This is a genomic window from Mongoliitalea daihaiensis (genome assembly GCF_021596945.1).
Taxonomy (GTDB): domain Bacteria; phylum Bacteroidota; class Bacteroidia; order Cytophagales; family Cyclobacteriaceae; genus Mongoliitalea; species Mongoliitalea daihaiensis.
On sequence record NZ_CP063779.1, the window covers coordinates 3,476,122 to 3,498,614 of the forward strand.

Annotated in this window: 18 protein-coding genes and 1 tRNA gene; 9 read left to right on the forward strand and 10 right to left on the reverse strand. The window is 39.5% G+C overall.

All coding sequences use genetic code 11. From position 1 onward, the window contains the following. Positions 1-121 precede the first annotated feature (121 nt). Together IPZ59_RS14865 and IPZ59_RS14870 are read left to right on the forward strand one after the other, a co-directional pair. A tRNA-Thr gene (locus IPZ59_RS14865) sits at positions 122-194 on the forward strand. A gap of 1,845 nt (positions 195-2,039) precedes the next feature. After that, on the forward strand, positions 2,040-2,726 hold the full coding sequence (locus IPZ59_RS14870) for a TrmH family RNA methyltransferase (RefSeq protein ID WP_236136832.1): 687 nt from the start codon (positions 2,040-2,042) through the stop codon (positions 2,724-2,726). Between the two features lie 144 nt (positions 2,727-2,870). Here the strand turns inward: IPZ59_RS14870 and IPZ59_RS14875 are convergent, their stop codons facing one another. The 3 genes from IPZ59_RS14875 to IPZ59_RS14885 form a co-directional block, all read right to left on the reverse strand. Beyond that, positions 2,871-4,754, reverse strand: a complete 1,884-nt coding sequence (locus tag IPZ59_RS14875; protein ID WP_236136833.1) for a CocE/NonD family hydrolase — start codon at positions 4,752-4,754, stop codon at positions 2,871-2,873. A 119-nt stretch (positions 4,755-4,873) separates the two neighbouring features. Beyond that, entirely contained in the window at positions 4,874-5,473 is a 600-nt protein-coding gene (locus IPZ59_RS14880) for a hypothetical protein (protein ID WP_236136834.1), read from the reverse strand. A 48-nt stretch (positions 5,474-5,521) separates the two neighbouring features. Further along, positions 5,522-6,250, reverse strand: coding sequence for a hypothetical protein (locus tag IPZ59_RS14885; RefSeq protein WP_236136835.1), 729 nt, complete (start codon positions 6,248-6,250; stop codon positions 5,522-5,524). Positions 6,251-6,295: 45 nt separating this feature from the next. Between IPZ59_RS14885 and IPZ59_RS14890 the strand changes: the two genes are divergently transcribed. After that, on the forward strand, positions 6,296-6,823 hold the full coding sequence (locus IPZ59_RS14890) for a HEAT repeat domain-containing protein (protein WP_236136836.1): 528 nt from the start codon (positions 6,296-6,298) through the stop codon (positions 6,821-6,823). A gap of 37 nt (positions 6,824-6,860) precedes the next feature. Further along, positions 6,861-7,487, forward strand: coding sequence for a hypothetical protein (locus IPZ59_RS14895; RefSeq protein ID WP_236136837.1), 627 nt, complete (start codon positions 6,861-6,863; stop codon positions 7,485-7,487). Positions 7,488-7,521: 34 nt separating this feature from the next. On the opposite strand, the gene hrpB is transcribed toward IPZ59_RS14895, so the two are convergent. Together hrpB and IPZ59_RS14905 are read right to left on the reverse strand one after the other, a co-directional pair. Continuing rightward, on the reverse strand, positions 7,522-10,011 hold the full coding sequence (gene hrpB / locus IPZ59_RS14900; RefSeq protein WP_236136838.1) for an ATP-dependent helicase HrpB: 2,490 nt from the start codon (positions 10,009-10,011) through the stop codon (positions 7,522-7,524). A gap of 289 nt (positions 10,012-10,300) precedes the next feature. After that, the gene (locus IPZ59_RS14905) at positions 10,301-11,449 is read right to left on the reverse strand and encodes a Gfo/Idh/MocA family protein (protein ID WP_236136839.1); all 1,149 of its coding nucleotides are present in this window, start codon (positions 11,447-11,449) and stop codon (positions 10,301-10,303) included. Positions 11,450-11,660: 211 nt separating this feature from the next. Here IPZ59_RS14905 and IPZ59_RS14910 point away from each other — a divergent pair, with 211 nt between their 5' ends. Continuing rightward, complete coding sequence (locus tag IPZ59_RS14910) at positions 11,661-12,119, forward strand: (2Fe-2S)-binding protein (protein ID WP_236136840.1); 459 nt, start codon at positions 11,661-11,663, stop codon at positions 12,117-12,119. A 2-nt stretch (positions 12,120-12,121) separates the two neighbouring features. Then, positions 12,122-14,281 carry a xanthine dehydrogenase family protein molybdopterin-binding subunit gene (locus IPZ59_RS14915; RefSeq protein ID WP_236136841.1) on the forward strand — a complete coding sequence of 720 codons (2,160 nt, stop codon included), beginning with the start codon at positions 12,122-12,124 and terminating at the stop codon, positions 14,279-14,281. Between the two features lie 55 nt (positions 14,282-14,336). Here the strand turns inward: IPZ59_RS14915 and IPZ59_RS14920 are convergent, their stop codons facing one another. After that, positions 14,337-14,996 (reverse strand): metal-dependent transcriptional regulator, encoded by a 660-nt coding sequence (locus IPZ59_RS14920; RefSeq protein WP_236136842.1) that lies wholly within the window; start codon positions 14,994-14,996, stop codon positions 14,337-14,339. Between the two features lie 428 nt (positions 14,997-15,424). Here IPZ59_RS14920 and IPZ59_RS14925 point away from each other — a divergent pair, with 428 nt between their 5' ends. Continuing rightward, positions 15,425-15,904, forward strand: a complete 480-nt coding sequence (locus IPZ59_RS14925) for a hypothetical protein (RefSeq protein WP_236136843.1) — start codon at positions 15,425-15,427, stop codon at positions 15,902-15,904. 3 nt (positions 15,905-15,907) lie between these two features. On the opposite strand, the gene IPZ59_RS14930 is transcribed toward IPZ59_RS14925, so the two are convergent. Beyond that, the gene (locus IPZ59_RS14930; RefSeq protein ID WP_236136844.1) at positions 15,908-16,807 is read right to left on the reverse strand and encodes a glycosyltransferase; all 900 of its coding nucleotides are present in this window, start codon (positions 16,805-16,807) and stop codon (positions 15,908-15,910) included. A gap of 243 nt (positions 16,808-17,050) precedes the next feature. Here IPZ59_RS14930 and IPZ59_RS14935 point away from each other — a divergent pair, with 243 nt between their 5' ends. Together IPZ59_RS14935 and IPZ59_RS14940 are read left to right on the forward strand one after the other, a co-directional pair. Continuing rightward, positions 17,051-17,866: a 2,3,4,5-tetrahydropyridine-2,6-dicarboxylate N-succinyltransferase gene (locus IPZ59_RS14935; protein ID WP_236136845.1), complete on the forward strand. Its 816-nt coding sequence runs from the start codon at positions 17,051-17,053 to the stop codon at positions 17,864-17,866. A 13-nt stretch (positions 17,867-17,879) separates the two neighbouring features. Further along, entirely contained in the window at positions 17,880-18,488 is a 609-nt protein-coding gene (locus IPZ59_RS14940; protein ID WP_236136846.1) for a tetratricopeptide repeat protein, read from the forward strand. Between the two features lie 9 nt (positions 18,489-18,497). On the opposite strand, the gene IPZ59_RS14945 is transcribed toward IPZ59_RS14940, so the two are convergent. The 3 genes from IPZ59_RS14945 to IPZ59_RS14955 form a co-directional block, all read right to left on the reverse strand. Continuing rightward, entirely contained in the window at positions 18,498-19,838 is a 1,341-nt protein-coding gene (locus IPZ59_RS14945) for a flavin-containing monooxygenase (protein ID WP_236136847.1), read from the reverse strand. Next, entirely contained in the window at positions 19,831-20,529 is a 699-nt protein-coding gene (locus tag IPZ59_RS14950; protein ID WP_236136848.1) for an SIR2 family NAD-dependent protein deacylase, read from the reverse strand. Before IPZ59_RS14950 ends, IPZ59_RS14945 begins: the two co-directional genes overlap by 8 nt. A gap of 347 nt (positions 20,530-20,876) precedes the next feature. Continuing rightward, positions 20,877-22,397: a DUF4301 family protein gene (locus IPZ59_RS14955; protein WP_236136849.1), complete on the reverse strand. Its 1,521-nt coding sequence runs from the start codon at positions 22,395-22,397 to the stop codon at positions 20,877-20,879. Positions 22,398-22,493: the final 96 nt, after the last annotated feature.

Here is a 22,493-nt window from a genome sequence, read left to right on the forward strand (position 1 = left end):
CACTCATAAATAAGGAGATAATTAAATCTCCTTATTTTTTTTTAAAAAAGGTTTTGCACGTTTGGTTCAGCCATCTATATTTGCATCACCAATTCAGACAAAGGGTCTGAAAATAAAAAAAGCCTCCTTAGCTCAGCTGGTAGAGCAACTGACTTGTAATCAGTAGGTCATTGGTTCGATCCCGATAGGAGGCTCTCAAAAGGACAACGATAGTTGTCCTTTTTTATTTGTACCTGTCATGAAATATTTTGTTTACATTCTTCATTCTCCAACCCTAGACAAATTTTATATTGGTTACATAGAGGATGTGTCATCTAGGCTTGTGCAACACAATAGGATGGCTGGCTGAAGCCAAGGGAGGCTCGCAGAAAGCGCTGAATCCACGGAAAGGAAATAGAAAACATTTTTTATGTTGCTCCATTGTTCCGAGACCTTAACTCCGATAGGAGTTAACTACCGAAGGTTATTAGCCCCGAGTTGCCACTCTGGGTCTGGAATGGATTACATTTTGGGAAAACCCCAACTCCGGATGGAGTTGAATTCATGTGACAGGATGAATTTTTGACACAGATTTTAGAATAGAATTTCACGGATCTGCACAGATGGTTGGCTGACGCCAATTGGGGCTCGCAGAAAGCGCAGAAGTCGCAGAAAGGAAAATGAAAAAGGTTATTTGCTAGATTGGCTGTTTTGGGAGACCAACTTCGATAGGAGTTCAATCCAGTACGATGTCGGCGCTCGCAGAAAGCGCTGAATCCACGGAAAGGAAATAGAAAACATTTTTTATTTTGCTCCATTGTTCCGAGACCTTAACTCCGATAGGAGTTAACTACCGAAGGTTATTAGCCCCGAGTTGCCACTCTGGGTCTAGAATGGATTACATTTTGGGAAAACCCCAACTCCGGTAGGAGTTGAATTCATACGGCATGATGAATTTTTGACACAGATTTTAGAATAGAATTTCACAGATCTGCACAAATGGTTGGCTGACGCCAATTGGGGCTCGCAGAAAGCGCAGAAGTCGCAGAAAGGAAAATGAAAACATTTTTTATGTTGCTCCATTGTTCCGAGACCTTAACTCCGATAGGAGTTAACTACCGAAGGTTATTAGCCCCGAGTTGCCACTCGGGGTCTGGAATGGATTACATTTTGGGAAAACCCCAACTCCGGTAGGAGTTGAATTCATATGGCATGATGAATTTTTGACACAGATTTTAGAATAGAATTTCACGGATCTGCACAGATGGTTGGCTGACGCCAATTGGGGCTCGCAGAAAGCGCTGAAGTCGCTGAAGTCGCAGAAAGGAAAATGAAAAAGGTTATTTGCCAGATTGGCTGTTATGGGAGACCAACTTCGATAGGAGTTCAATCCAGTACGATGTTGGCGCTCGCAGAAAGCGCTGAATCCACGGAAAGGAAATAGAAAACATTTTTTATTTTGCTCCATTGTTCCGAGACCTTAACTCCGATAGGAGTTAACTACCGAAGGTTATTAGCCCCGAGTTGCCACTCTGGGTCTAGAATGGATTACATTTTGGGAAAACCCCAACTCCGGTAGGAGTTGAATTCATACGGCATGATGAATTTTTGACACAGATTTTAGAATAGAATTTCACAGATCTGCACAAATGGTTGGCTGACGCCAATTGGGGCTCGCAGAAAGCGCTGAAGTCGCTGAAGTCGCAGAAAGGAAAATGAAAAAGGTTATTTGCTAGATTGGCTGTTTTGGGAGACCAACTTCGATAGGAGTTCAATCCAGTACGATGTCGGCGCTCGCAGAAAGCGCTGAATCCACGGAAAGGAAATAGAAAACATTTTTTATTTTGCTCCATTGTTCCGAGATCTTAACTCCGATAGGAGTTAACTACCGAAGGTTATTAGCCACGAGTTACCACTCGGGGTCAAGGATGGATTAGATTTTGGTGAAATCTCAACTCCGGTAGGAGTTGAATAGATTCGTGCTCGTTGATGATATTTCCAGGATTTTTTCTTTTTTGCAATCTTTTTGTAAACTGCACAGGTTTTACAATTCGACGATCATGACTAGTTCCCAATCATTTTTCGAGTACCTGAGCCATTATGTGACGCCTCATAAGCGCCAACTGATTGAAGCGGTATTAGCGCAGCGTACGCGCTACTTTACAGTGGTATTGGAGGATATCTATAAACCACATAATGCTTCAGCGGTATTGCGGACAGCGGACTGTTTTGGGATACAGGATATCCATATCATTGAAAAGGAGCATTCTTATGAAGTCAACCCGTATGTAGTCCGCGGGGCTGCACAATGGGTGGATATTCATAAGCATACGAATGAACAGTCACAAGCCGTTACCAATTGCTTTGATCAACTCCGTTCGGATGGTTACCAAATCATTGCAACTAGCCCAGATGCAGGCAGTGTTTCCATTCATGAGTTGGACGTTTCTCAAAAAATAGCTTTGGTGTTTGGCAACGAATACGCCGGAGTGTCAGACGAAGTAAAAGCTAAAGCAGACAAATTAGTACATATTCCCATGATGGGTTTTACTGAGAGTTTCAATATCTCAGTAGCCGCTTCCATTTTTCTTTTCGACTTGATCCGAAAAGTCCAGTCTCAAACTAATATCCAAAACTTTCACCTAAGTGAAGAAGAAAAACAGTTGCTTCGTGAAAAATGGTATCGAGGAATTGTGAAAAATTCAGCTATTCACGAAAAGGTATTCTTGAATTCGAATGATATGTAAAGGATGAAGGAGAAGGGAAGAAGGTTGAATTTTGATCTGAACTCAATGCTTGAATCATCATTCAAAATTCTACATTACCTCTTTTCTCCTTCATCTAGTTTTTTTGAGTTTAATCTCTAGTATCTCGCTTCTAGCGTCTAATGACTACCTCTTCACAATCGGCAATTGAATACTGCTCGGATATCTGCTGGAATGGTGGATTTTGTTTGTGGCCACGATACCTTCAGATTCATCGTAATTATTGCCTCCTGTATTCATGTTGCGATCAAATCGTGGGAAATTGGAAGAGGAAACTTCGATACGGATGCGGTGACCCTTTTCAAAATAGTTGGAGGTTGACATAGGAGTCATATTGACTTCATACACCTTACCTGATTCCATAAATACCTCTTTTTCATAACCTTCACGGTAACGAACCCGTTGGATGGTTTCATCTAAATTGTAGGCTCTACCATCAGGATAAACATCAATGATTTTGATGGTCAAGTCAGTATCCTTTACATCTGTGGATAGGTATAACTTGGCTTCAATAAAACCACTGACCTCTATGCCCTCAGCCAATGGTTCGGAGGTATAGACCAAAATGTCTTCTCTCAATTCCATTTCCTGCTGATCAAAGGAACCGCCTTGTACAGCATTTCCTGTACAGCACACATTACCTCCGTAAGAAGTGACTGGGTCCATAGGATCGTATTGGAAGGTGTCAGGATTGTCTCTGCCAGGTCTCTTGGTCGAGAGAACACCATCGCCTAGTCTACTATTTGCTTTTCCCTTGCTATCTAGGAAATACGTAGTCATCTGAGCTTCTTTAGGAGGCCAGGTATCTGATGTCTGCCATTCGTTTTTACCCATGGTAAAGTAGGTTACTTTTGGCATGGATTCTAAAATGCCATTGTCTTCACCTTTCAACCAATAGTCAAACCAAGCATAGGTAATTTCTGGGTCAGGCAATCTTGCATCTCCCATGCTTCGCTCACCTACAACCGTATTTTCTGTGGCTCTTAAAAAAGCACAGTGTAGGGTAGGGCCAATGATTAAGAATTGATTGTTTTTTCCTACCTCGGTCTTGGCATTTTTCTGTATATGGTTATACATTGCCAAATTAGGTGAAGAAGCGACATCGTACCAGGACACAAACCAAAATGCGGGTTTTTCAAAATCCATATCATCATGGAACAAGCCACCTTCAAACCATTTAGGATCATTAGGTTTACGGGTGATCATCTCTTCATAAATTCCCTTAGGGCCATTGACATTTTTGATAATATCTTGTACCGGCAAATGACTAAGCCCCTGACTCCAATCTACTCTTGGATAGCGAGGGCCCATATCGTAAAATCGCTGTATTCTTTGTAAATCTTCTTGAGAAATTCCTTCTGGAAGTTTAGGCGCCATAGGATCATGTTGTACACCATAAAGCCATGCAGTAAATAACATCTGTCCAGCACCGCCTCTGTACCAGTTTCCCTGCTCATAATAATTACCAATTCTACCCACACCGGCACCATAGCCTTGGGCTACTAAAGCTGTATTGGCAGGATGGTCCAAACTGGCCACAGCCATTTGCCATTCTGCAGTGGACGAACATCCAATAGCGCCGATTTTGCCATTGCTCCAAGATTGATTGGACATCCACTCATACGCATCGTAACCATCTGTAAGTGGCGCTCCCAAGATTTCCCATTCTCCCTCTGAAAAAAAACGGCCTCGCTCATTTTGTACAACATAAGCATAGCCTCTTTTTACATATTCTAAGGCTGTTTGCATGGTTCGAGTAACTAATTCTCCATCTCTATAGGAATTGAATTGATAAGGTGTTCTGGAAAATACGATAGGAACTGGTTGATCTGTTTTGGGACGATAAATATCCGTGGCTAAGCGAACTCCATCCCGCATGGGCATCATCACTTTTTGGTCGATGATGGCGACCTCCTCTAGCTGTGCTAGAATACTCTTTTCTTGGGCAAATAGATCGGCTGAAAATAACAGCAGAACCAGTAACCCCAAATACAGGTTAAATTTTTTCATAGTTGCTTGATTGTTTCTATTAATTTACCAAAAAATAAAAATCAGGCACTTAAAAATTATGCAAAAGGATAAAATGATGGTTTAAAGGAAATTCGTAAAAAAAAAGAATGATGGCTGAATTAGTTTTTCTTAAAGACATTCTTGATGCGGTCTCCTAGAGGTTCGCGCGCAGCTTTTCGCTTGACTCTTTTCTTTTGTCTCCACTTCTTGTCCTGTTCCTTTCCAGTCACGAGTACCCATCTTGCAGAAACGCCTACTTGACCACGGACAAATTCTTCTCTGCCGGCCATGTTGAAGTTGGGTTTGTAGTCTAAAGAAATGACAGTACTTAAAACAGTTGCTTCTACACCTACTACTAAATCAATCCCCGAAGTAGGGTTACCGTAGGTGTGGATGATCTCTTTGGAAGCACGATTTTTGACGAAACTCTCTTCGTGTCCAAATGAAAAACCTCCGCCATAATAGTAATTAAATCGTTTTGAGATGAGTGGCTTATGGTTTTTGATGAGGAGATGTGAGGTGGTATTACGGGAAAAGTCAGATTGTAAAATGCCTTCCAAGGTGGTATGCCTCAAGATTCGCTGATTGGCTGAAATACCAACTGTTCTACTAAAATCATTACTGCCTAATCGCAGCCCAACAGCTGTCCCATAGCGCTGTGCATAAGAATTGCTAATTAAACCAGAACAAATAAATAAGAGCAGGAGAAAACGCTTCAAGGGATTTACTATTTTATTTGTTATTTACCAATAACTGTTCCAATTTGATCACCAATCATCATGGGAGGGACGAAATTCATCTGATTGTGATAAAAAATCATTTATATCTTGAGTATTAACGAATTGATTTTCTTTAATTAAAATTTGATTGAAGGTTAATTGATGGTGTGCTTTTAGAAGATTCTCAAAGGTGGGTTGTTGGATATGAAAGGGAATTTTACTGATTTGCTTCTGTATTTTCGCTGTTTTCAAAAAACTATTATCCTCAAAGAGATAAGGGATTAAGGTTGTCGCACAACTCAGGAATACATGATCCACTCGCATGCGAGCTTCATAATCTTGCAAGCGTTCAGCTATTTGTTTAAAAAATTCCTTGGTTTCACCCAATCGGACACGTGAACCAGCGCGAGACTTACCTTTGGTTTTTAAATACTTGATTTGACTTTTTCCTTGTTTTTTTCTTACCATGTAGGCGCGAAAAACTTTATGATCCACCAATTCTTGATTTTCATAACATACCAAACCGGCCAATCCTGCACGAACCGCAACTATGACATGATTAAAAAACTCCCTTGCCTGAAAAATTCCTTCAGGAGTGAATTCCTGATAAATGCTGTACCGAACAACTGCAATCGTTTCCTGCTCTGAACTGTAAATGTGTAATTTATAGTGCGCTGGTACATGCTCAACAGAGAGTTTTTTCTGATTGAATAGTTCCATCACATGATTGAGTTGATGATTTTCCAGTTTTAATTGCTCCATTGCTCTTTCTTCCACCCAATAATGGTCTTATTTTTGTTCCAAATTTATAAAACCTCCTCTATGAAACAGGAAATAGATCAATTATTAGAGAAAATGTGTGATAAGAATGAATCAGAGGCATATCTCTATTCAGATAAACTCGCCAAAATAGGAGGGGATGATCTCATGAATCGTCTTTTACCACTGATGCAAAGTGATGATACGGATACTAGTTTTCTCGCAGCCAGAACTCTATCTGCAATGGAAAACAATGGAGAAGCGCTAAAATTTGTCTTTGATTTGATACATCAGCCTGCAAATAAATTTAAAAATGGTTATCTTGTTCAATTGTTAGAGGGATTCGACTTAACAGACAGTTTTGTGGATTTATATAGGATATTTCTGTTTGGTAACTTCAAATCGTCCTCTTTAGCAAAAGAATATTTGGATACTGTGGAGTTTGATATAACCCCCAGGGTACTTAAAAAAGCTGAAAAGCATTGGAATCATTTTTTAAATAATGTTGATCAAAATTCTGGTGAATTTCTCGCAGTAAAAGTTGAAGCAGAGCAAATGTTGATTGAGATTAAAGAAATTCTGGAATCATAAAGCACAACAAAAAACCCTACTAATGGGTTATTTAAGTATGGAAAAAATACAAATCATGCAGTTACATCGAAATTTTTTAGAAGATTTCGGATTTACCATAGACAATTCAATTTTACATTATGTAAAAGAAAATGTCTACGGGAAACAAATTGTATTTTTCCATTTAACACAACAAAAGGATGTGACTGTTTTAGAGTATAACCTAGGAATCCGTATAGATAAAGTTGAATACATTGTTCATAAATTTTTACCTTCCTTAGGTGATTATAAAGAAAAAAGTGTTACGCTGGTTGAAACAATGGACGCAATAGAGGAATCATTTCCCAGAAGATTTGTGATTCATGATGAAAAAGAAATTCCAACGTATATAGAGACCGTTGAAAAATTCCTAATTAAGGAAGGCTTTCACTGGCTGGATTCACTGCTAGAAGGGAATGCTTTAGAAGAGTACTTCAATGCAAATTTGGATAGACCCATAGTCACCCAAAATTTCACCTATCGCTCTGCTAGAGGTATCGTTTTAGCTAAGCTATTCAATCCGGAACGTTACCATCAAATAAAAGACGATTACCTTCGTGCGCTTGATGAAATTCAAGTTACTCCATTTACCTTAGCTTGTTTCTTGAATCTGATCGCTTACCTCGATGAAGAGCACCAAGAGTAGACTTAATTGAGTCTATTTTTTAGTTTAAGCTTGACTACATATTTGGTTTTCTTTTTACACCTTTAATTGCTTCTGCTTCTAATGGATTATCAGGCCATGAATGTTTGGGATATCTGCGTTTCAACTCTTTTTTTACTTCAAAATAAGTGTCATTCCAAAAACTCTTTAGATCACTGGTAATTTGGACTAGCTTGAATCCTGGGGAAAGTAAGTGTATGGTGAGAGGGACTTGACTATTGCAAACTTTAGGGCTCTCCATCATACCAAATAATTCCTGTAACCGAACCTCTAACAACGGGTTTGATCCATCTGATTTGTATTGGATGCTGATTTTGCTACCGCTTGGTACTTGAAGCTGGGATGGGGCCAAAGCCTCGATCGTTTGCTGTTGTTCAAAACTCAGGGTATGCCATAAAATAGATGTTATATCAAGTTTGTAAATATCCTCTGTGCGCTTGATAGTATTCAAGTAAGGCTCCAGCCAGCTTAAATCCTGTTCAAACAAATATTTCAAGGAATAGGTGGGCAATCCCAAATCGGGGCTCCAGATGCGAAGGGATTCAATGCGATTGATTAGATTCTCAGCCTCTTTATTCAGGTTAAATAAATGTACCCCCTGTTGATATATGAAGTTTTTGATCGCATGCAATGCTTCCTCAGCCTTGAGATCAGTTAGGGGAACACTTCTCAAAACGATGCTTCCAATACCCAACTGATTTTCAGCTATCAAGACTCCTTTTTCTTTATCAAACTTGATCACCCTCCGGTTTTTAATTAAAGGTTTCAAATCTGTAGGAAGCAATGGGGATGCAAGAAAAATCTTACCCATTCCATCTCGTTCATCAATATGGGATATGGCTAACCAGGCTTCATGCGCAAGGTCATCCTGATGATGGATTTGCGCAAGTTTACCATTAGCTAATTGGAATTGGGCATTGTTTCCAGGCCTTGCAGATGCGATTCGTTCAGGAAATGCATTGGCTAGTAAAAAGCCTGTTTGATAAGGATCAATTATACTATTATCTGCTTCACTATGGAAGAGTTTTCGATAGTGATTGGCTACTTTTTCAAGTTTTGCCAACCCCTTTTGATGTAGTTTTTCTTTGCGAGCCCTTCTCAAGGCTTCCAAACGAATATTGATATCTACATTTTTCTCTTGAGGAAGTGGATCCCGCTCCTCCAAGACAGCAGCCAAATCACATGCCAAACCCAAAAGATTCATTCCCTCTGCCGTGACCAGCATATGTGCTATTCTGGGATGCGCAGGGATTTTTAATAATAACTTTCCATGAGAGGTAAGGCTTCTGTTTTCTAAGGCATTGATTTGGTAAAGTGTCTCTAAAGCCTGATTGACAGCTCCTTTAGGTGGCTGACTCAACCAAGATAAAGAAAAAATATCCTGCACACCCCAACCCAGTAGTTCCAAAACAAGATTGCATAAATCAGCTTCTTCAATTTCCGGTCTTCTAAAATCTTCTAAAAATTGATGATTCGCTTTAGACCAAAGTCGATAACAGACGCCAGGACCTAATCGTCCAGCTCGCCCCTTTCGCTGAGTAGCTGAATCCTTGCTCAACTGCACCGTTTCCAAACGACTCAATCCCGATCGGGGGTTGAATACAGATTTTTTAGTGAAGCCAGAATCAACCACTACACGAATGCCTTCTATCGTCAAACTTGTTTCGGCGATAGAGGTGGCGAGTACCACTTTTCTTTTCCCAGCAGGATGGGGGCGAATGGCTTGATGCTGAGCTGATGGAGATAATTTACCATACAATCCATGAATCGAAAACTCCGGAATACGTCTTTTTAAAAGCTCGATTGCTTTTTTGATTTCTCCTTCCCCTGGCAAAAATGCCAAAATATCTCCTGTCTGTTCTCTAGCTGCCCGAACTACTGTTTCAGCTACAGTTTCTACTATGGTAAACACATCTGTATTGCCCGTGTAAATTTCTTCTACAGGATATTGTTTTCCTTCCGATATCACGGTTTCACAATCCAATAACTTCTCTAATTGTGGCATATCCAACGTAGCAGACATGACCAATATCTTTAAATCTGGTCGAAGAATCTGTTGGCTTTCTCTACACAAGGCCATCGCTAGGTCAGCGTGGATATTTCGCTCGTGAAATTCATCAAAAATAACCAACCCAACACCTTCTAAAGCATTATCATGTTGCAACATGCGCGTTAAAATGCCTTCAGTTAGCACTTCAATTTCAGTGCTGGAACTTACCTTGCTATCAAATCTGATTCTGTAGCCAACTCGCTGTCCTACTTCTTCACCAAGTAATGAGGCCATCCGCTCCGCAATGGTTTTAGCAGCTAGTCTTCTTGGTTCTAACATCAAGATTTTTGAACCTGACAGCAGTTTGGATTTTAAAATAGCCAAAGGTAGGAGCGTACTTTTTCCTGCACCAGGAGGTGCATGGACTATAAGGGTATTGGATCTCGAAAGTTTTTCCAATACTTCAGGAATTACCTGCTGAATTGGAAGTTCAGGGAATGATAAGGAAGTAGACAAGGATCTGAAATTTATACAAAAATAAAAAAACTATTGACGTGACTTTAATTTGATTGAAATTGAACAGAAGTCAAATTCAATAAATATCTAAAGTAAGACCGTCAATAGTTTGTGAATCAATCGGACAATTTTTTTATGTATACCTGCTTTCAAAGCAGTTACCACTTACAATACTACATGAAGCTAATTTCAATCGGCTTTGGGTGGATGAATGTCGATCGTAGACGATTAACCACTTGATATTAGTTGAAAGATTCACATGCTGGTTTGGCGGATGAGCATATTATTTTTAATCCACCTTTATCCAAGCTTGTTTACGATGACTTTCTATGATTTTCTCACAAATTAGCAGCTCCCGGTGCCCATCTGCAAAGGTTGGGAAGCTAGGATTATCCGGCTGCTTTCCGCTACGAATCGCTGCATAAACTTCCTTAAACATTTGTTTGGAAGTATCCGGGAATCCTTCATTGTGTCCTCCAGGAAAAGATATCAAGCCAGCAGCTTCTTTGGTAAAGAGGGAAGGGTCTTTCATCAAGTGATGGTTGGCGGTTTCCCGTTTTCCAATCCAAAGTTCATTAGGTTTTTCTGAACACCATTCAAAATTTGCTTTGGAACCTGCTATTTCGATATTTAAGCGATTTTTTCGTCCAGCATTTACTTGGGAAACGGTTACAGAACCTTTGTTCCCATTATCAAATCGCAACAAGACGCTGGCATGATCTTCCGTTGTGATAGGAACTTCCTCATAATCTTCTTGGGAAAGCATTTTTCCAGAATAGGTTTCAATGGCTTTTAAAGGTTTTAAGCGCGTCTGATGAACTGTTGAAAAATCCGCCATTACTTCGGTAATTTTCAATCCAGTAACATACTCAGTCAAATCCAAAAGGTGGGAACCAATATCGGCAATTGCACGAGAATCTCCGGACTTGTCAGGCTCCAGTCTCCAATTGTAATCTGTTTGAAGGAATAACCAATCCTGTAGATATGAACCCATGATGGAGTAAATGTCACCGAGCTCTCCATTTTCTCTCATAGTCTTCATTTGTCTGACCATTGGATAGTACCGAAGGTTAAAGTGTACAGCATTTACTAATCCCTTTTCTTTAGCCAAAGCTACCAATTCAGCAGCTTCATCTATAGTGGTAGCAAGTGGTTTTTCACAGACGACGTGTTTTCCAGCTTCTAAAACGGCTTTTGATTGCGGGAAATGTAAAAAATTAGGTGTGCAAATATGTACCACATCAATCTCTTGGTCTTGCAACATTTCATCAAAGGTGTAGGCCTGAGGAATCCCCAATTGTTCTGCCTTTTCACGAGCCAACTCAATAGATGCTTCGCATAATGCTTTGACTTCTATATTGGGTAATCTTCGTAAGGCTTCAAGATGCGCGGGACCTATGAATCCTGTACCCACAATAGCAGCTTTTATTTTTTTCATGAAGGTTATATGGTTTGATTTAAAAGTTAAATATAGGCCATTTGGGAATGAATAAAAAACTACTTTATCTACACTTTATTGAACCGTATTCAGGAACCTTTCATCAGATTGAGACTGTCATTCATCAAAATTTGAAATATTCGATCATAATTCTGGGAAGAAACTGTCTTAAAATTGTTACATTCATGAGATTAAATAACGAATATGACATATGGCTAACTTCAATCTGAAAATTAACGGGCAATCCCATCAAGTAGATGTTGATGAGGATACTCCTTTGTTGTGGGTGTTGAGGGATCACTTGGGTTTGGTAGGAACTAAGTACTCCTGTGGAATCGCTCAGTGCGGTGCTTGCACGGTGCATCTCAATGGAGAGGCAACATTTTCTTGTACTTTACCTGTATCGAGTGTTGGAACAGATGAAGTGACCACGATTGAAGGGCTTTCGAAAGATGGCACACATCCTGTACAAAAAGCATGGGATGAGGTAGATGTTGCACAATGTGGGTATTGTCAGGCAGGTCAGCTTATGACGGCTGCTGCTTTTTTGAAAAAGAACCCTAAGCCGAGTATAGAAGAAATAGAAAATGCCATGAACAGGAATTTGTGCAGATGTGGAACCTATCATAAAATAAGAGAAGCTGTTGCATTAGCAGCGAAAACCAAATAATTATGGCAACAATCAGAACAAATAGAAGAGATTTCCTCAAAATTGCTGCAACAGCAACAGGAGGATTATTGATAGGATTTGGATGGTCAAGCTGTGACACACCGAAGGTACAGGTCTTAAGTACGGAAGAAGTGCTGGCTAAAGTCCATAATTTTAATAGTTTCCTTTCTATTTCTCCGGACGGGGATATTGTGATTTATTCACCAAACCCCGAACTGGGACAAAATATCAAAACTTCCTTTCCGATGATCGTGGCAGAGGAGTTGGATGCTGATTGGGGAAAAGTGAGAGTGCTTCAGGCACCTTTGGATAACAAACGATTTGAACGACAGTTAACAGGTGGGTCAGGTGCGATGCCCCACTCGTGGGAGCGCTTGCGTAAGGCTGGAGCATCTGCAAAGTTTGTGCTGTTGGCAGCCGCCGCTGCAAAATTAGAAGTTCCTCAAGAGGAACTCTATGCTGAAGCTAGCATGATTTACCACACCAACAGTAAGAAGAAAATCAGTTTTGGTGAAGTTGTAATGGATGCTGCAAATTTGGAAATTCCAGAAGAAGTCCCATTGAAGGATCCAAAGGACTTTAAATTGATCGGAACACCGGTTAAAAATGTGGAAAACCAAGCCATGTTTACCGGCAAACCTTTATTTGGATTGGATTTTTATCGAGAGGGTATGGTAAATGCCATGATTCAACGTGCTCCCTTTGGCATGAAAATCAAATCTGTAGATGATTCGGCAGCTCGATCAGTTAAAGGAGTTACGGATGTGGTTGTTTTCAAAAATAATGTAGCAGTCGTGGGCACATCCACTTGGCCATTGATGAAAGCCAAACGCATGCTAAAGGTAGAATACGAACCGGATGGGGCAGTGGAAAGTACATTTGATCATGATAGATTATTTGCCGAAATGCTGAATTCCAAAACAGCTCAAGTGATGCGTTCGGATGGGGATGTGGATGCAGCCTTTGCAAATGCAGCTCAAGTGATAACGGCAGAATATCAATGTCCATTTTTACCCCATGCTCCGATGGAGCCGCAGAATTTCTTTGCTCATGTGAAGGAAGATTCTGCTGAATTGATCGGACCTACCCAGACACCAGACCGGGCTCGCATGGAGACTGCACGATTGTTGGATATTCCTGTTGAAAATATAACGGTAGATATCACCCGCTTAGGAGGTGGGTTTGGTAGAAGATTGATGGCTGATTTTGTGGTGGAAGCAGCTGAGTTATCCAAAATAATAGAGAAACCTGTAAAAGTCACATGGAGTAGAGAAGACGATAACACAGGAGGCGGTTATAGACCTGCCGTCCGATACAAATTCTCCGCAGCTTTGGATGAAGACGGGAATATGATTGGGTACAAATTAAGAGGTGCAGGGATGAATGCGGGAAATACCACCCGGGAAAATAACTTCCCCTCAGGAGCAGTACCCAACGTACTTATAGAAAATATCAATCACCGCTCAACAGTGACTACCAATGCATGGAGAGCACCAATCACCAATTTCTTAGCTTATGCAGAGCAATCGTTTTTAGATGAAGTTGCGTTGGCTGCTAAAAAAGACCCGGTAGCTTTTCGTCTTGAGTTATTGAAGAAAGCTAAAAATGAACCTGTGGGTCAGTTGGGTTACGATGTAGACCGCATGATTGGTGTAGTAGAAGGGGCAGCTGAGCGCTCTAACTGGGGTAAAAACTCAGGGGTGAAACAAGGATTCAGTGTTTACTTCTCACATCGTTCGTATGTTGCTCAAGTGGCAGACATAGAAATGGAAAACGATCAACCCGTACTCAAGCGAATCACAGCAGTTACTGATTGTGGCGTTGTAGTTCACCCGACCGGTGCCAATCATCAAGTGAGAGGTGGTATTGTAGATGGTATGGGACATGCCATGTTTGGTAACCTGACCTTCGAAAATGGCTTGCCTAAACAGCGTAATTTTGATAGTTATCGTTTAATCCGAATGAAGGAAGTTCCAGAAGTCAATGTGCATTATCTGGATACAGGATTTGAACCTACTGGATTGGGAGAACCTGCTTTGCCTCCAACAGGCGGGGCTATTGCCAATGCCATCTACGCTGCCACAGGACAACGATTACGTGCACAACCGTTCATTGAACAAAAAGAATACTCTTCTTTGAATTTACAAATCAAACGAGCCTAACTTATATAATGAAGCTTAAACCAATCAGCCGCCCCTTTTAGGAGCGGCTGTTTTATTAGGTCATGATCATGATGTTGATGGCCATATCTTTGGACATAAAAATTGTTTTTTTACTATCTACCAAGATTTCAACAGATCCATCAAATTCCACTTTTTCCAAAATTTTAACTCGGGCTCCAATATATACTCCAATCTTATCTAAGTAGCGAAGGAAGGCAGGGCTATTATCTTTTACAGCAACTACTTGACCTGTTGCATCTACATCCATTTCTGAAATGGCTAAGCGTGGTCGTACCCTTACATCTCCAAATTCATCTGGAATAGGGTCTCCATGTGGATCAAATTTTGGATATCCCAAATACTCATCTAGTCTTCGAATCATCAACTGCGATTGGATATGCTCTAACTGATCTGCAACGGCCGATACCTCATCCCAAGAAAATTTTAATTTTTCTACCAAAAATACTTCCCAAAGTCGCTGTTTTCTAATGGTCATTAATGCTATTTTTTTTCCCGCATCTGTAAGATTGACCCCATAATATTTTCTGTATTCAATCATCTCTTTTTCACTCAACTTCCTAAGCATATCGGAGACGGAGGCAGCTTTGGTTTTTGTGGCTGCTGCTATATCGTTGGTAGCAACACTTTTCTGTCCTCCCTCAGATACTTCATAAATCGCTTTCAGGTACTTTTCTTCCGAATAGGTAAGGTTCATCGTATAATTTTTAACAAAGATACTGTTTTAGTCCAATCTAAAAAATAGAGTAGGGGAGTCTAAAACACTTGTGGATAACCTGAAATAAGCTGTGTTTTACGATTTAGTCATCCCTAAATCTTATATTTTTATTGCCTAAAAAAATATATAAACCATTGAAAATAAGTATTTTAAAAACAAATATTTTTGACTTGGAGTAGAAAATAGGGTAGATTTATGAAGTTTCCATTCTTGAAAATACAGTTTCCAAAATGCAAAAAAAGTGGATAATTTTCCACGTGTGTGTGGAAAAGGTGGATAAGTCTTCAAAAGTGAAAGAAGGCTTGATTCAATCAATTTGTACAGGAAAATCTAATGCCACTAAAGATTTTGTTCAGCACTTTTGGAAATGGAATTCCACCCTATTATTTTAGGAGAAAAAACAAAGTATGCGCAAATTACTCCTCCTAAGTATCTGCCTGATAGCTTTTATTTTCCAAGCTCAAGCACAAATCCCTTCTGATAGAATCAGTTTTGGTCAAGGTAATTTCTTCCTCAATGGTGGATTTATCACGTTCAAGCAAGCCAGAGAAATCATGAGTGTAGATCCTGAGGCCAGTCTTTTGATGAAACGTGCTCGTACAAATAAAACTTGGTCATCTGTTTTGTCTTACCCGGGCTATTTTTTGCTTGGTTGGGGTATTGGAGGACTATTAGGAAGCGTTCCATTCAGTGAAACAGCACCTTTTCTGGGTATAGGGGCAGGCTTAGTAGCTGGTAGTTTACTCTTGGACGCCGGATTTATTAAAAATTCAGATTTAGCTGTCAATGTTTATAATTCATCCATTCCTATGGGTTCCAAACCATTGGACTTTCAATTACTAGCTGGAATGACTTCCACAGGGGTGGGACTAAAAATAACCTTCTAAAGGTTAACTAAGTTTTTGAATTAAATTCAAAAACTGTTTTTCTTGGTTTTTCCAAAGTATTTCTGGAATCCTTTCTATGGTATAAAACTCCGTAGAAAGGATTTTTTCTATGATGCCTGAATAGTTTGTTTGCTGTTGAAAATCAATTCCAAAACCTGCTAGGTGTGGTTGGATCATTTTTTCCCATGCAGGATTTTGTTGGTACAGCATGGGCTTTTTTAGTGCTAGGCATTCAAATAGCTTGCTGGGAATCTTCGGAGCTATACTAGGTATTTGATGATAGGGTAACAAGACAATGTCAGCTTGAGCATATGCTTCAAGTATTTGTTTGTAAGGAATAGGATTTTGACTGACAGTCAAGACAATACGAGTATCATCATAGAATAAATCTATTAACTTTTGTTCAAATTTTTCCATTGGACAATGTCCTAAAATTATCAATTGGACATTCGAATAATGCTTGGCAAGCGATTGAAACCAATAGATTCCTTCTATGACACCATATACAGGTGTTAATGTCCCTGTTATTAAAAAACGGATAGGCTTTTCTGCTGAAATGCGGATATTTTTTTGCAGTTTTTCATTTCCTGAAAAAGTATTCTCTATTACGTCAAAGGGTTGAAATGAAGGAAGTTCTGTCTTATAACAATTTTCAGCTAAGATAAAATGATCAATCCATCGTTTAAAGATGCCTTCTACGAATTGAATAATGCTTCGTTGGAGGTTTTTCCTGAAACTACTGAGAAAGGGTTGATTCCATTGCACATTCATAGAATAATTTTCCTGAACATCGTATATAAGGCTCCATTTCCAGATTAGTTTTCCTATACAAGCTGCAGGTAAAAGTTCCCATGTTGTAATAATTAGAACGCGCGGCGGTTGTTTGGATAAGATCGATAACATTTTCCATCCAGCTATGAATCTATTCCACTTGCTATTTTTTGAATTTAGTAAAGGGCTGAACTTAATTGATGAGTCCGAAGTTTCATTTTTTGAAGAAAAACCTATGATGTTAATGCTGTATTTACTTTTTTCACGCAGTGAAAGTGCCATCTTGTAATATGCGCGAGCATCTTTAACGGGTTTTAGGACGGAAGCGATGGCAATGTGAATCAAGAAAATTAAATTTAGATTATCCACAAAAATATGGAATTACAAAATATAATTGAGAATGCCTGGGAAAACAGGGAGTTATTAAAGGAAAAAGATGTTGAAATAGCCATCAAAACGGTCATCAATGAGTTGGATGCAGGTAAATTACGCTGTGCAGAACCCTTGGAAGATGGAAGCTGGAAAGTGAATGATTGGGTAAAAAAAGCAGTTATACTATATTTTCCGCTTCAAAAAATGCGCACCATCGAAGTTGGTCCCTTTGAATTTCATGATAAAATGGCATTGAAATCCAACTATGCCAAACAGGGTGTTCGTGTAGTCCCTCATGCAATCGCTCGCTATGGTGCTTATTTGGCATCAGGTGTTGTGATGATGCCTTCCTATGTAAATATCGGTGCCTTTGTAGACAGTGGCACGATGGTTGATACATGGGCTACCGTAGGTTCTTGTGCCCAAATTGGCAAAAATGTTCATTTGAGTGGGGGAGTAGGAATAGGTGGAGTTTTGGAACCTGTTCAAGCGGCTCCCGTTATTGTTGAAGATGGCGCATTTATAGGGTCAAGAGCCATTATCGTTGAAGGGGTAAGAATTGGAAAAGAAGCTGTAATCGGAGCAGGCGTGACCTTGACCGCAAGTTCAAAAATAATCGACGTTACAGGAGCGGAGCCAGTAGAATACAAAGGATATGTTCCGGATCGTTCTGTAGTGATTCCGGGTTCTCTGACCAAAAAATTCAACGCAGGAGAGTTTCAAGTTCCCTGTGCGTTGATCATCGGTCAAAGAAAGGCATCAACTGATTTAAAAACCTCTTTAAACGATGCATTGAGGGAAAATAATGTAGCCGTTTAATAAAATATTAGGAATGAAGAATAGTTTGAATTTACGATGGTTGGTACTGTCCCTACTCGTTATGTTGGCGGCATGTTCGGGTGATACCCAATCTCAAAAAGGAGATGTGTTGTTTAAAAGAGGAGATTATGAGGCTGCTATTGTCGCTTACAGTTCTTTCTTAGAAACCAAGCCAAAAAATGTAAAGGCACTTTACAATAGGGGAAGAGCCCATGAAGAACTAGGAAATTTTCAGGAAGCTGAAAAAGATTTCTTAGATGCTTTAAACTTGGATAAAAGAAACACGCAAGTAATGTTAAGTTTATCCAACCTTTACCAAAAGCAGAAAAATCATACCAACGCTCTTTTATATGCAGATTATGCAGTAGAAACAGCTGGAGCACCTGCGATGGCTTATTTTATGAAGGGACGAGCCCTTCACCAATTGGGAAATACTGAAGAAGCTTTGAAAGATTATTCAACTGCTATAAAAATGGACAAAGACTTCGCTGAAGCTTATTTTTACAGAGGAATGCTCAAGCTAGCAACAGATAAGAAAAAAGCAGGATGCGAGGATTTGACTTTAGCATCGAAACTTAATTTTCCTGAGGCTGCTACAGCTATCGATAAATTCTGTAAGTAAGCATACCAATTATTTATCTAAGCCCCTTGAAATACTGATTTCAAGGGGCTTCTTTTGTACATAATCCTTCGGTAAATGTGCTAAAAGCTCTTTTTTAAATCTGTGATAATCTACTGTAATGGTGTGTCTTGGGGTGTTTATTTGCTTGTAATGTGGATTTTCTATTTCTTTTTGACAAAGTTCCGGGGTGTTTTTAGGTCGTTCCCATTTCCCTGCAATTTCTCTAGCCATTATTTTCGCCTGTAATTCCGCACCTGGCCAAATACAACCTAGGGGCTGAAACATGCCAACAAAATATAGATTTTCTATGCTGGGATGTAGCATTTTCAGATACAAAGGAACTGGTCCTGAACTGTAGTCAATTAAATTTCGTTCAAAAAATGGATGTGATAAATAGTAGCCTGTACAGGCAATGATGGTATCGTATTCCTCCTTACTGCCATCTTCAAACACAACAGACTTTCCCTCCAATCGCTGTATATCAAGCTTGGGATGCACTTTACCATGACGGATTTTGTAAAGCAACTCATCATTGATGGTGGGATGTGTTTCACCGAATTTGGTTTCCACTGGCCTTAGACCATATAATTTGTTGTCACCAACCAGAACTTTTAGTAATACATCAAAGAAAAAAGTTCGAAGCTTGGTAGGTATCCAACTACTATTTTTGCCAATAATGTCTGATGGTTTTCCAAAGAAGAATTTTGGAATAATCCGATAGCCTCTTCTCCAACTAATGGCAGTGTAAGCACTTACACGGCTTGTCTCAACGGCTACGTCACAGGCTGAATTTCCTCCTCCAATTACTAAAACCCGTTTATCAGAAAAAGGAGCCGCTTTTTTGAATGAATGAGAATGTATAAATTCTCCTGTAAATTCGCCCGGATAGGAAGGCCAGCGTGGATTCCAGTGATGTCCATTACATACCACAAGGTGTGAAAATACCTCCTCATGATTGACACCTTCTTTTTCACTACAGATCAGCCATTCTCCATTTTCTAGTCGCTTACAGCTGATAACCATGGTTTCAAATTGAATGTAAGGATATAAATCAAACTGCCTGGCATAGGCTTGAAAATATCGTCTCAATTCATCATGCGAAGGGTAATCCGATATGTTTGGATCAAAATCATCAAAGGTAAAATCCTCAAATTGGGAAAGGGTTTTTGAACTGATGATATGGGTTGTTTCAAAAACAGAGGAGTGGCTTTCATTTTCACTGAATATCCAGTTTCCTCCAACTTCTGAATTTCGGTCAAAAGCAATAGCTTCAATGCCTTGATCCAACAGGTTTTTCAAAGCACTGATGCCAGAAGGGCCTGCACCAATAACAGCAACACGTTTATGCATACAATCGAGTAATTTCTTCTGACATTAATAGCGTACCTAGAGTTGCTTTTTCAGGAATCTTTCGAAGGTTGAGATAACTCCTGGTAGTAGGGAGATGTGGATCTATCAAATATTTAGGAATAGTGGTTTTCGTATACTCTATCAATCCAGCTGCCGGATAAACAGCCAACGATGTACCAATTACAGCAAATATATCTGCTTCTTCGGTTAATTCAGCAGCAGGCTCTATCATCGGAACCATTTCGCCAAACCATACGATGAAAGGTCTTAGCTGACTTCCTTTTTCACAGGTGTCTCCTTTTTTAATTTCCCATCCATCCATCTCATAAATTAAAGAAGGATCAAGAGTGCTTTGAGATTTAAAGAGTTCTCCGTGAAGATGCAGAACCTTTGTAGAACCTGCTTTTTCATGAAGGTTGTCCACATTTTGAGTGATGATATGTACATCGAAGAATTTTTCTAACCTAGCGAGTTCTTTATGGGCACTATTGGGCTCACAGGTGGCAGCTTGTTTTCTTCGCTGATTGTAAAAGTCAAGAACCAAGTCTTGGTTTTTCCGCCAACCTTCAGGAGAGGCCACTTCCATGATATCATGACCTTCCCAGAGACCTCCAGCATCACGAAAGGTACTAATACCACTCTCCACTGATATCCCAGCCCCTGTTAAAACCACCAGTTTCTTTTTCTTCATGTAAGTAGTTTGTTTTTCGATTCGGATGGAAACCTGTCATGTTTTTACCCTCCTTCAATAGTATTTCAATTTATTTCAACCTTATCTCCACTTTATTTCAATCCCCGTCAGATTAAGATATCAGGGCTGCCGCCCCTCTGCCTGGACTTACTTTATTCAGTACTACGAAGAGCTCAGGGCTAATGCTCCTTTAGTTTTGTATACAAATCCCAATATCTTTAATTTCCAATATCAATCCATATCAAGATTTATTTCTTCCTTATTTCAACTTTATTTCAAAATCTACTCATATCAAATATCAATTAATATCTACTAATATCTAAAATCAATTAAAACTTCAATTTAGCCTAAGCTATTCCTTGATGTTCAGGTCTTAATAAATCATTAACAGTCTTTACTGGATTGAAGGTAATCAATGGAACTTCTACAAATAGCGTATTCCAACCTGCCATAGCTCCATTCCATAATCCTGGTAATTCAAGGGCTTTTAGGTCTCTTCCGCTTTTGGACTTCTCGGTAATAAAACCGGTACGCATATCTCTGAATTGTAACAAATCAAACTTTTGTCCTTGATAGTTTTTAGTAGCACAGACCAAGTCCACAGGATTAAAATGGGTAGAAGCTTGAAAAATTGCTTTCTGATCGGCATTTTCAAGATCGATCTGTGCTGTCTCTGCAATCTGAAGGGAAAGGGAACCATCATCCTCGGTCACCCAAAATGGTCCTCCACCTGGTTCTCCAGTATTTTTTACCATCCCACACACACGAATTGGTCTATTTAATTTTTTATGAATGTACAAAGCTTGAGCTTCAAGAGGCAGGCCACCGTAAAATATAGGGAGTTTACCCATCAAATCATCTTGGAAAATAGTTTCTGCAAACCTAAGTGATTCATAAGAGACATCTGCATCGATTCCTCTCAACGCTTCAAAAACTTTAGCTTGTACTTCAAGCAAAATACCTCCTATAGCTACTTTATAATCTGCCGTAGTAGATTTTAAGCGATCGGGCACTACATTGTCTACATTTTTGATAAAAATCACATCCGCATCTATTTCATTCAGATTTTCTAATAAGGCTCCATGGCCTGCTGGTCTGAACAAAATGCTACCATCCTCTTCTATAAATGGCTCATTTTCCATAGTTACTGCGATGGTATCGGTAGACTTTTTCTGTTGAGAGTAACTTACATGAAATTCTACCTCATATTGGTCTTCCAATGCTCCTTTAATAGAAGCGACTTCAGATTTGAATTTTTCTTCGTGTTCTGGAGAAACTGTAAAATGAATTCTTACCGAATTTCCCGCACCTTTGGCATACATCACACCTTCCACAAAATGTTCATAGGTAGGGGTACAGTCTCTATTTTCGTAATGATGAAATTTTAAAAGCCCTTTTGGAAGTTGTCCGTAACCTAATCCATCTTCATTTAACAAAGCACCTACAATTCCCTGGTATTCTTTGTTTGCTAAGGCTTGCTCAAGGGAGCTACCGGCTTTTTTAAGAACAGCATCCAATTCCGCTCGAAATGCAAATCCATCAATTTGCTCAATGAATTTTTGGACAAAAGTACTTTTACTGATATCTCCATCTCCATCTAAAAATGAAAAAAGATCTTTAAACATTCTGGAAGCAGCCCCACTTGCTGGGACAAATTTTACGACCACCTTAGATTGAATATGGGAGACATAGCTTTGCTGTAGCTCACTTAACTTTTCTTCAGATACTTGAAGAATGCCATTGCCTACGGTGGCAGCTGCTGCGATGGGTAAAAAAGGGAAACCTTCTCTGAAGTTTGTCAATTGCTCTTCCACTTTGGCAAGGTCCATGCCTTGGTCTAAAATTTGCTTTTTAAGCGTTGCGTCCATGGTAATAGGTTATTTTAAAGTTATGGCTCAATATAGGAAATCCAACTTTTCAAATAAAGTGCTTTATCAAAAAAGCTAATCATTTTCGGAGATTTC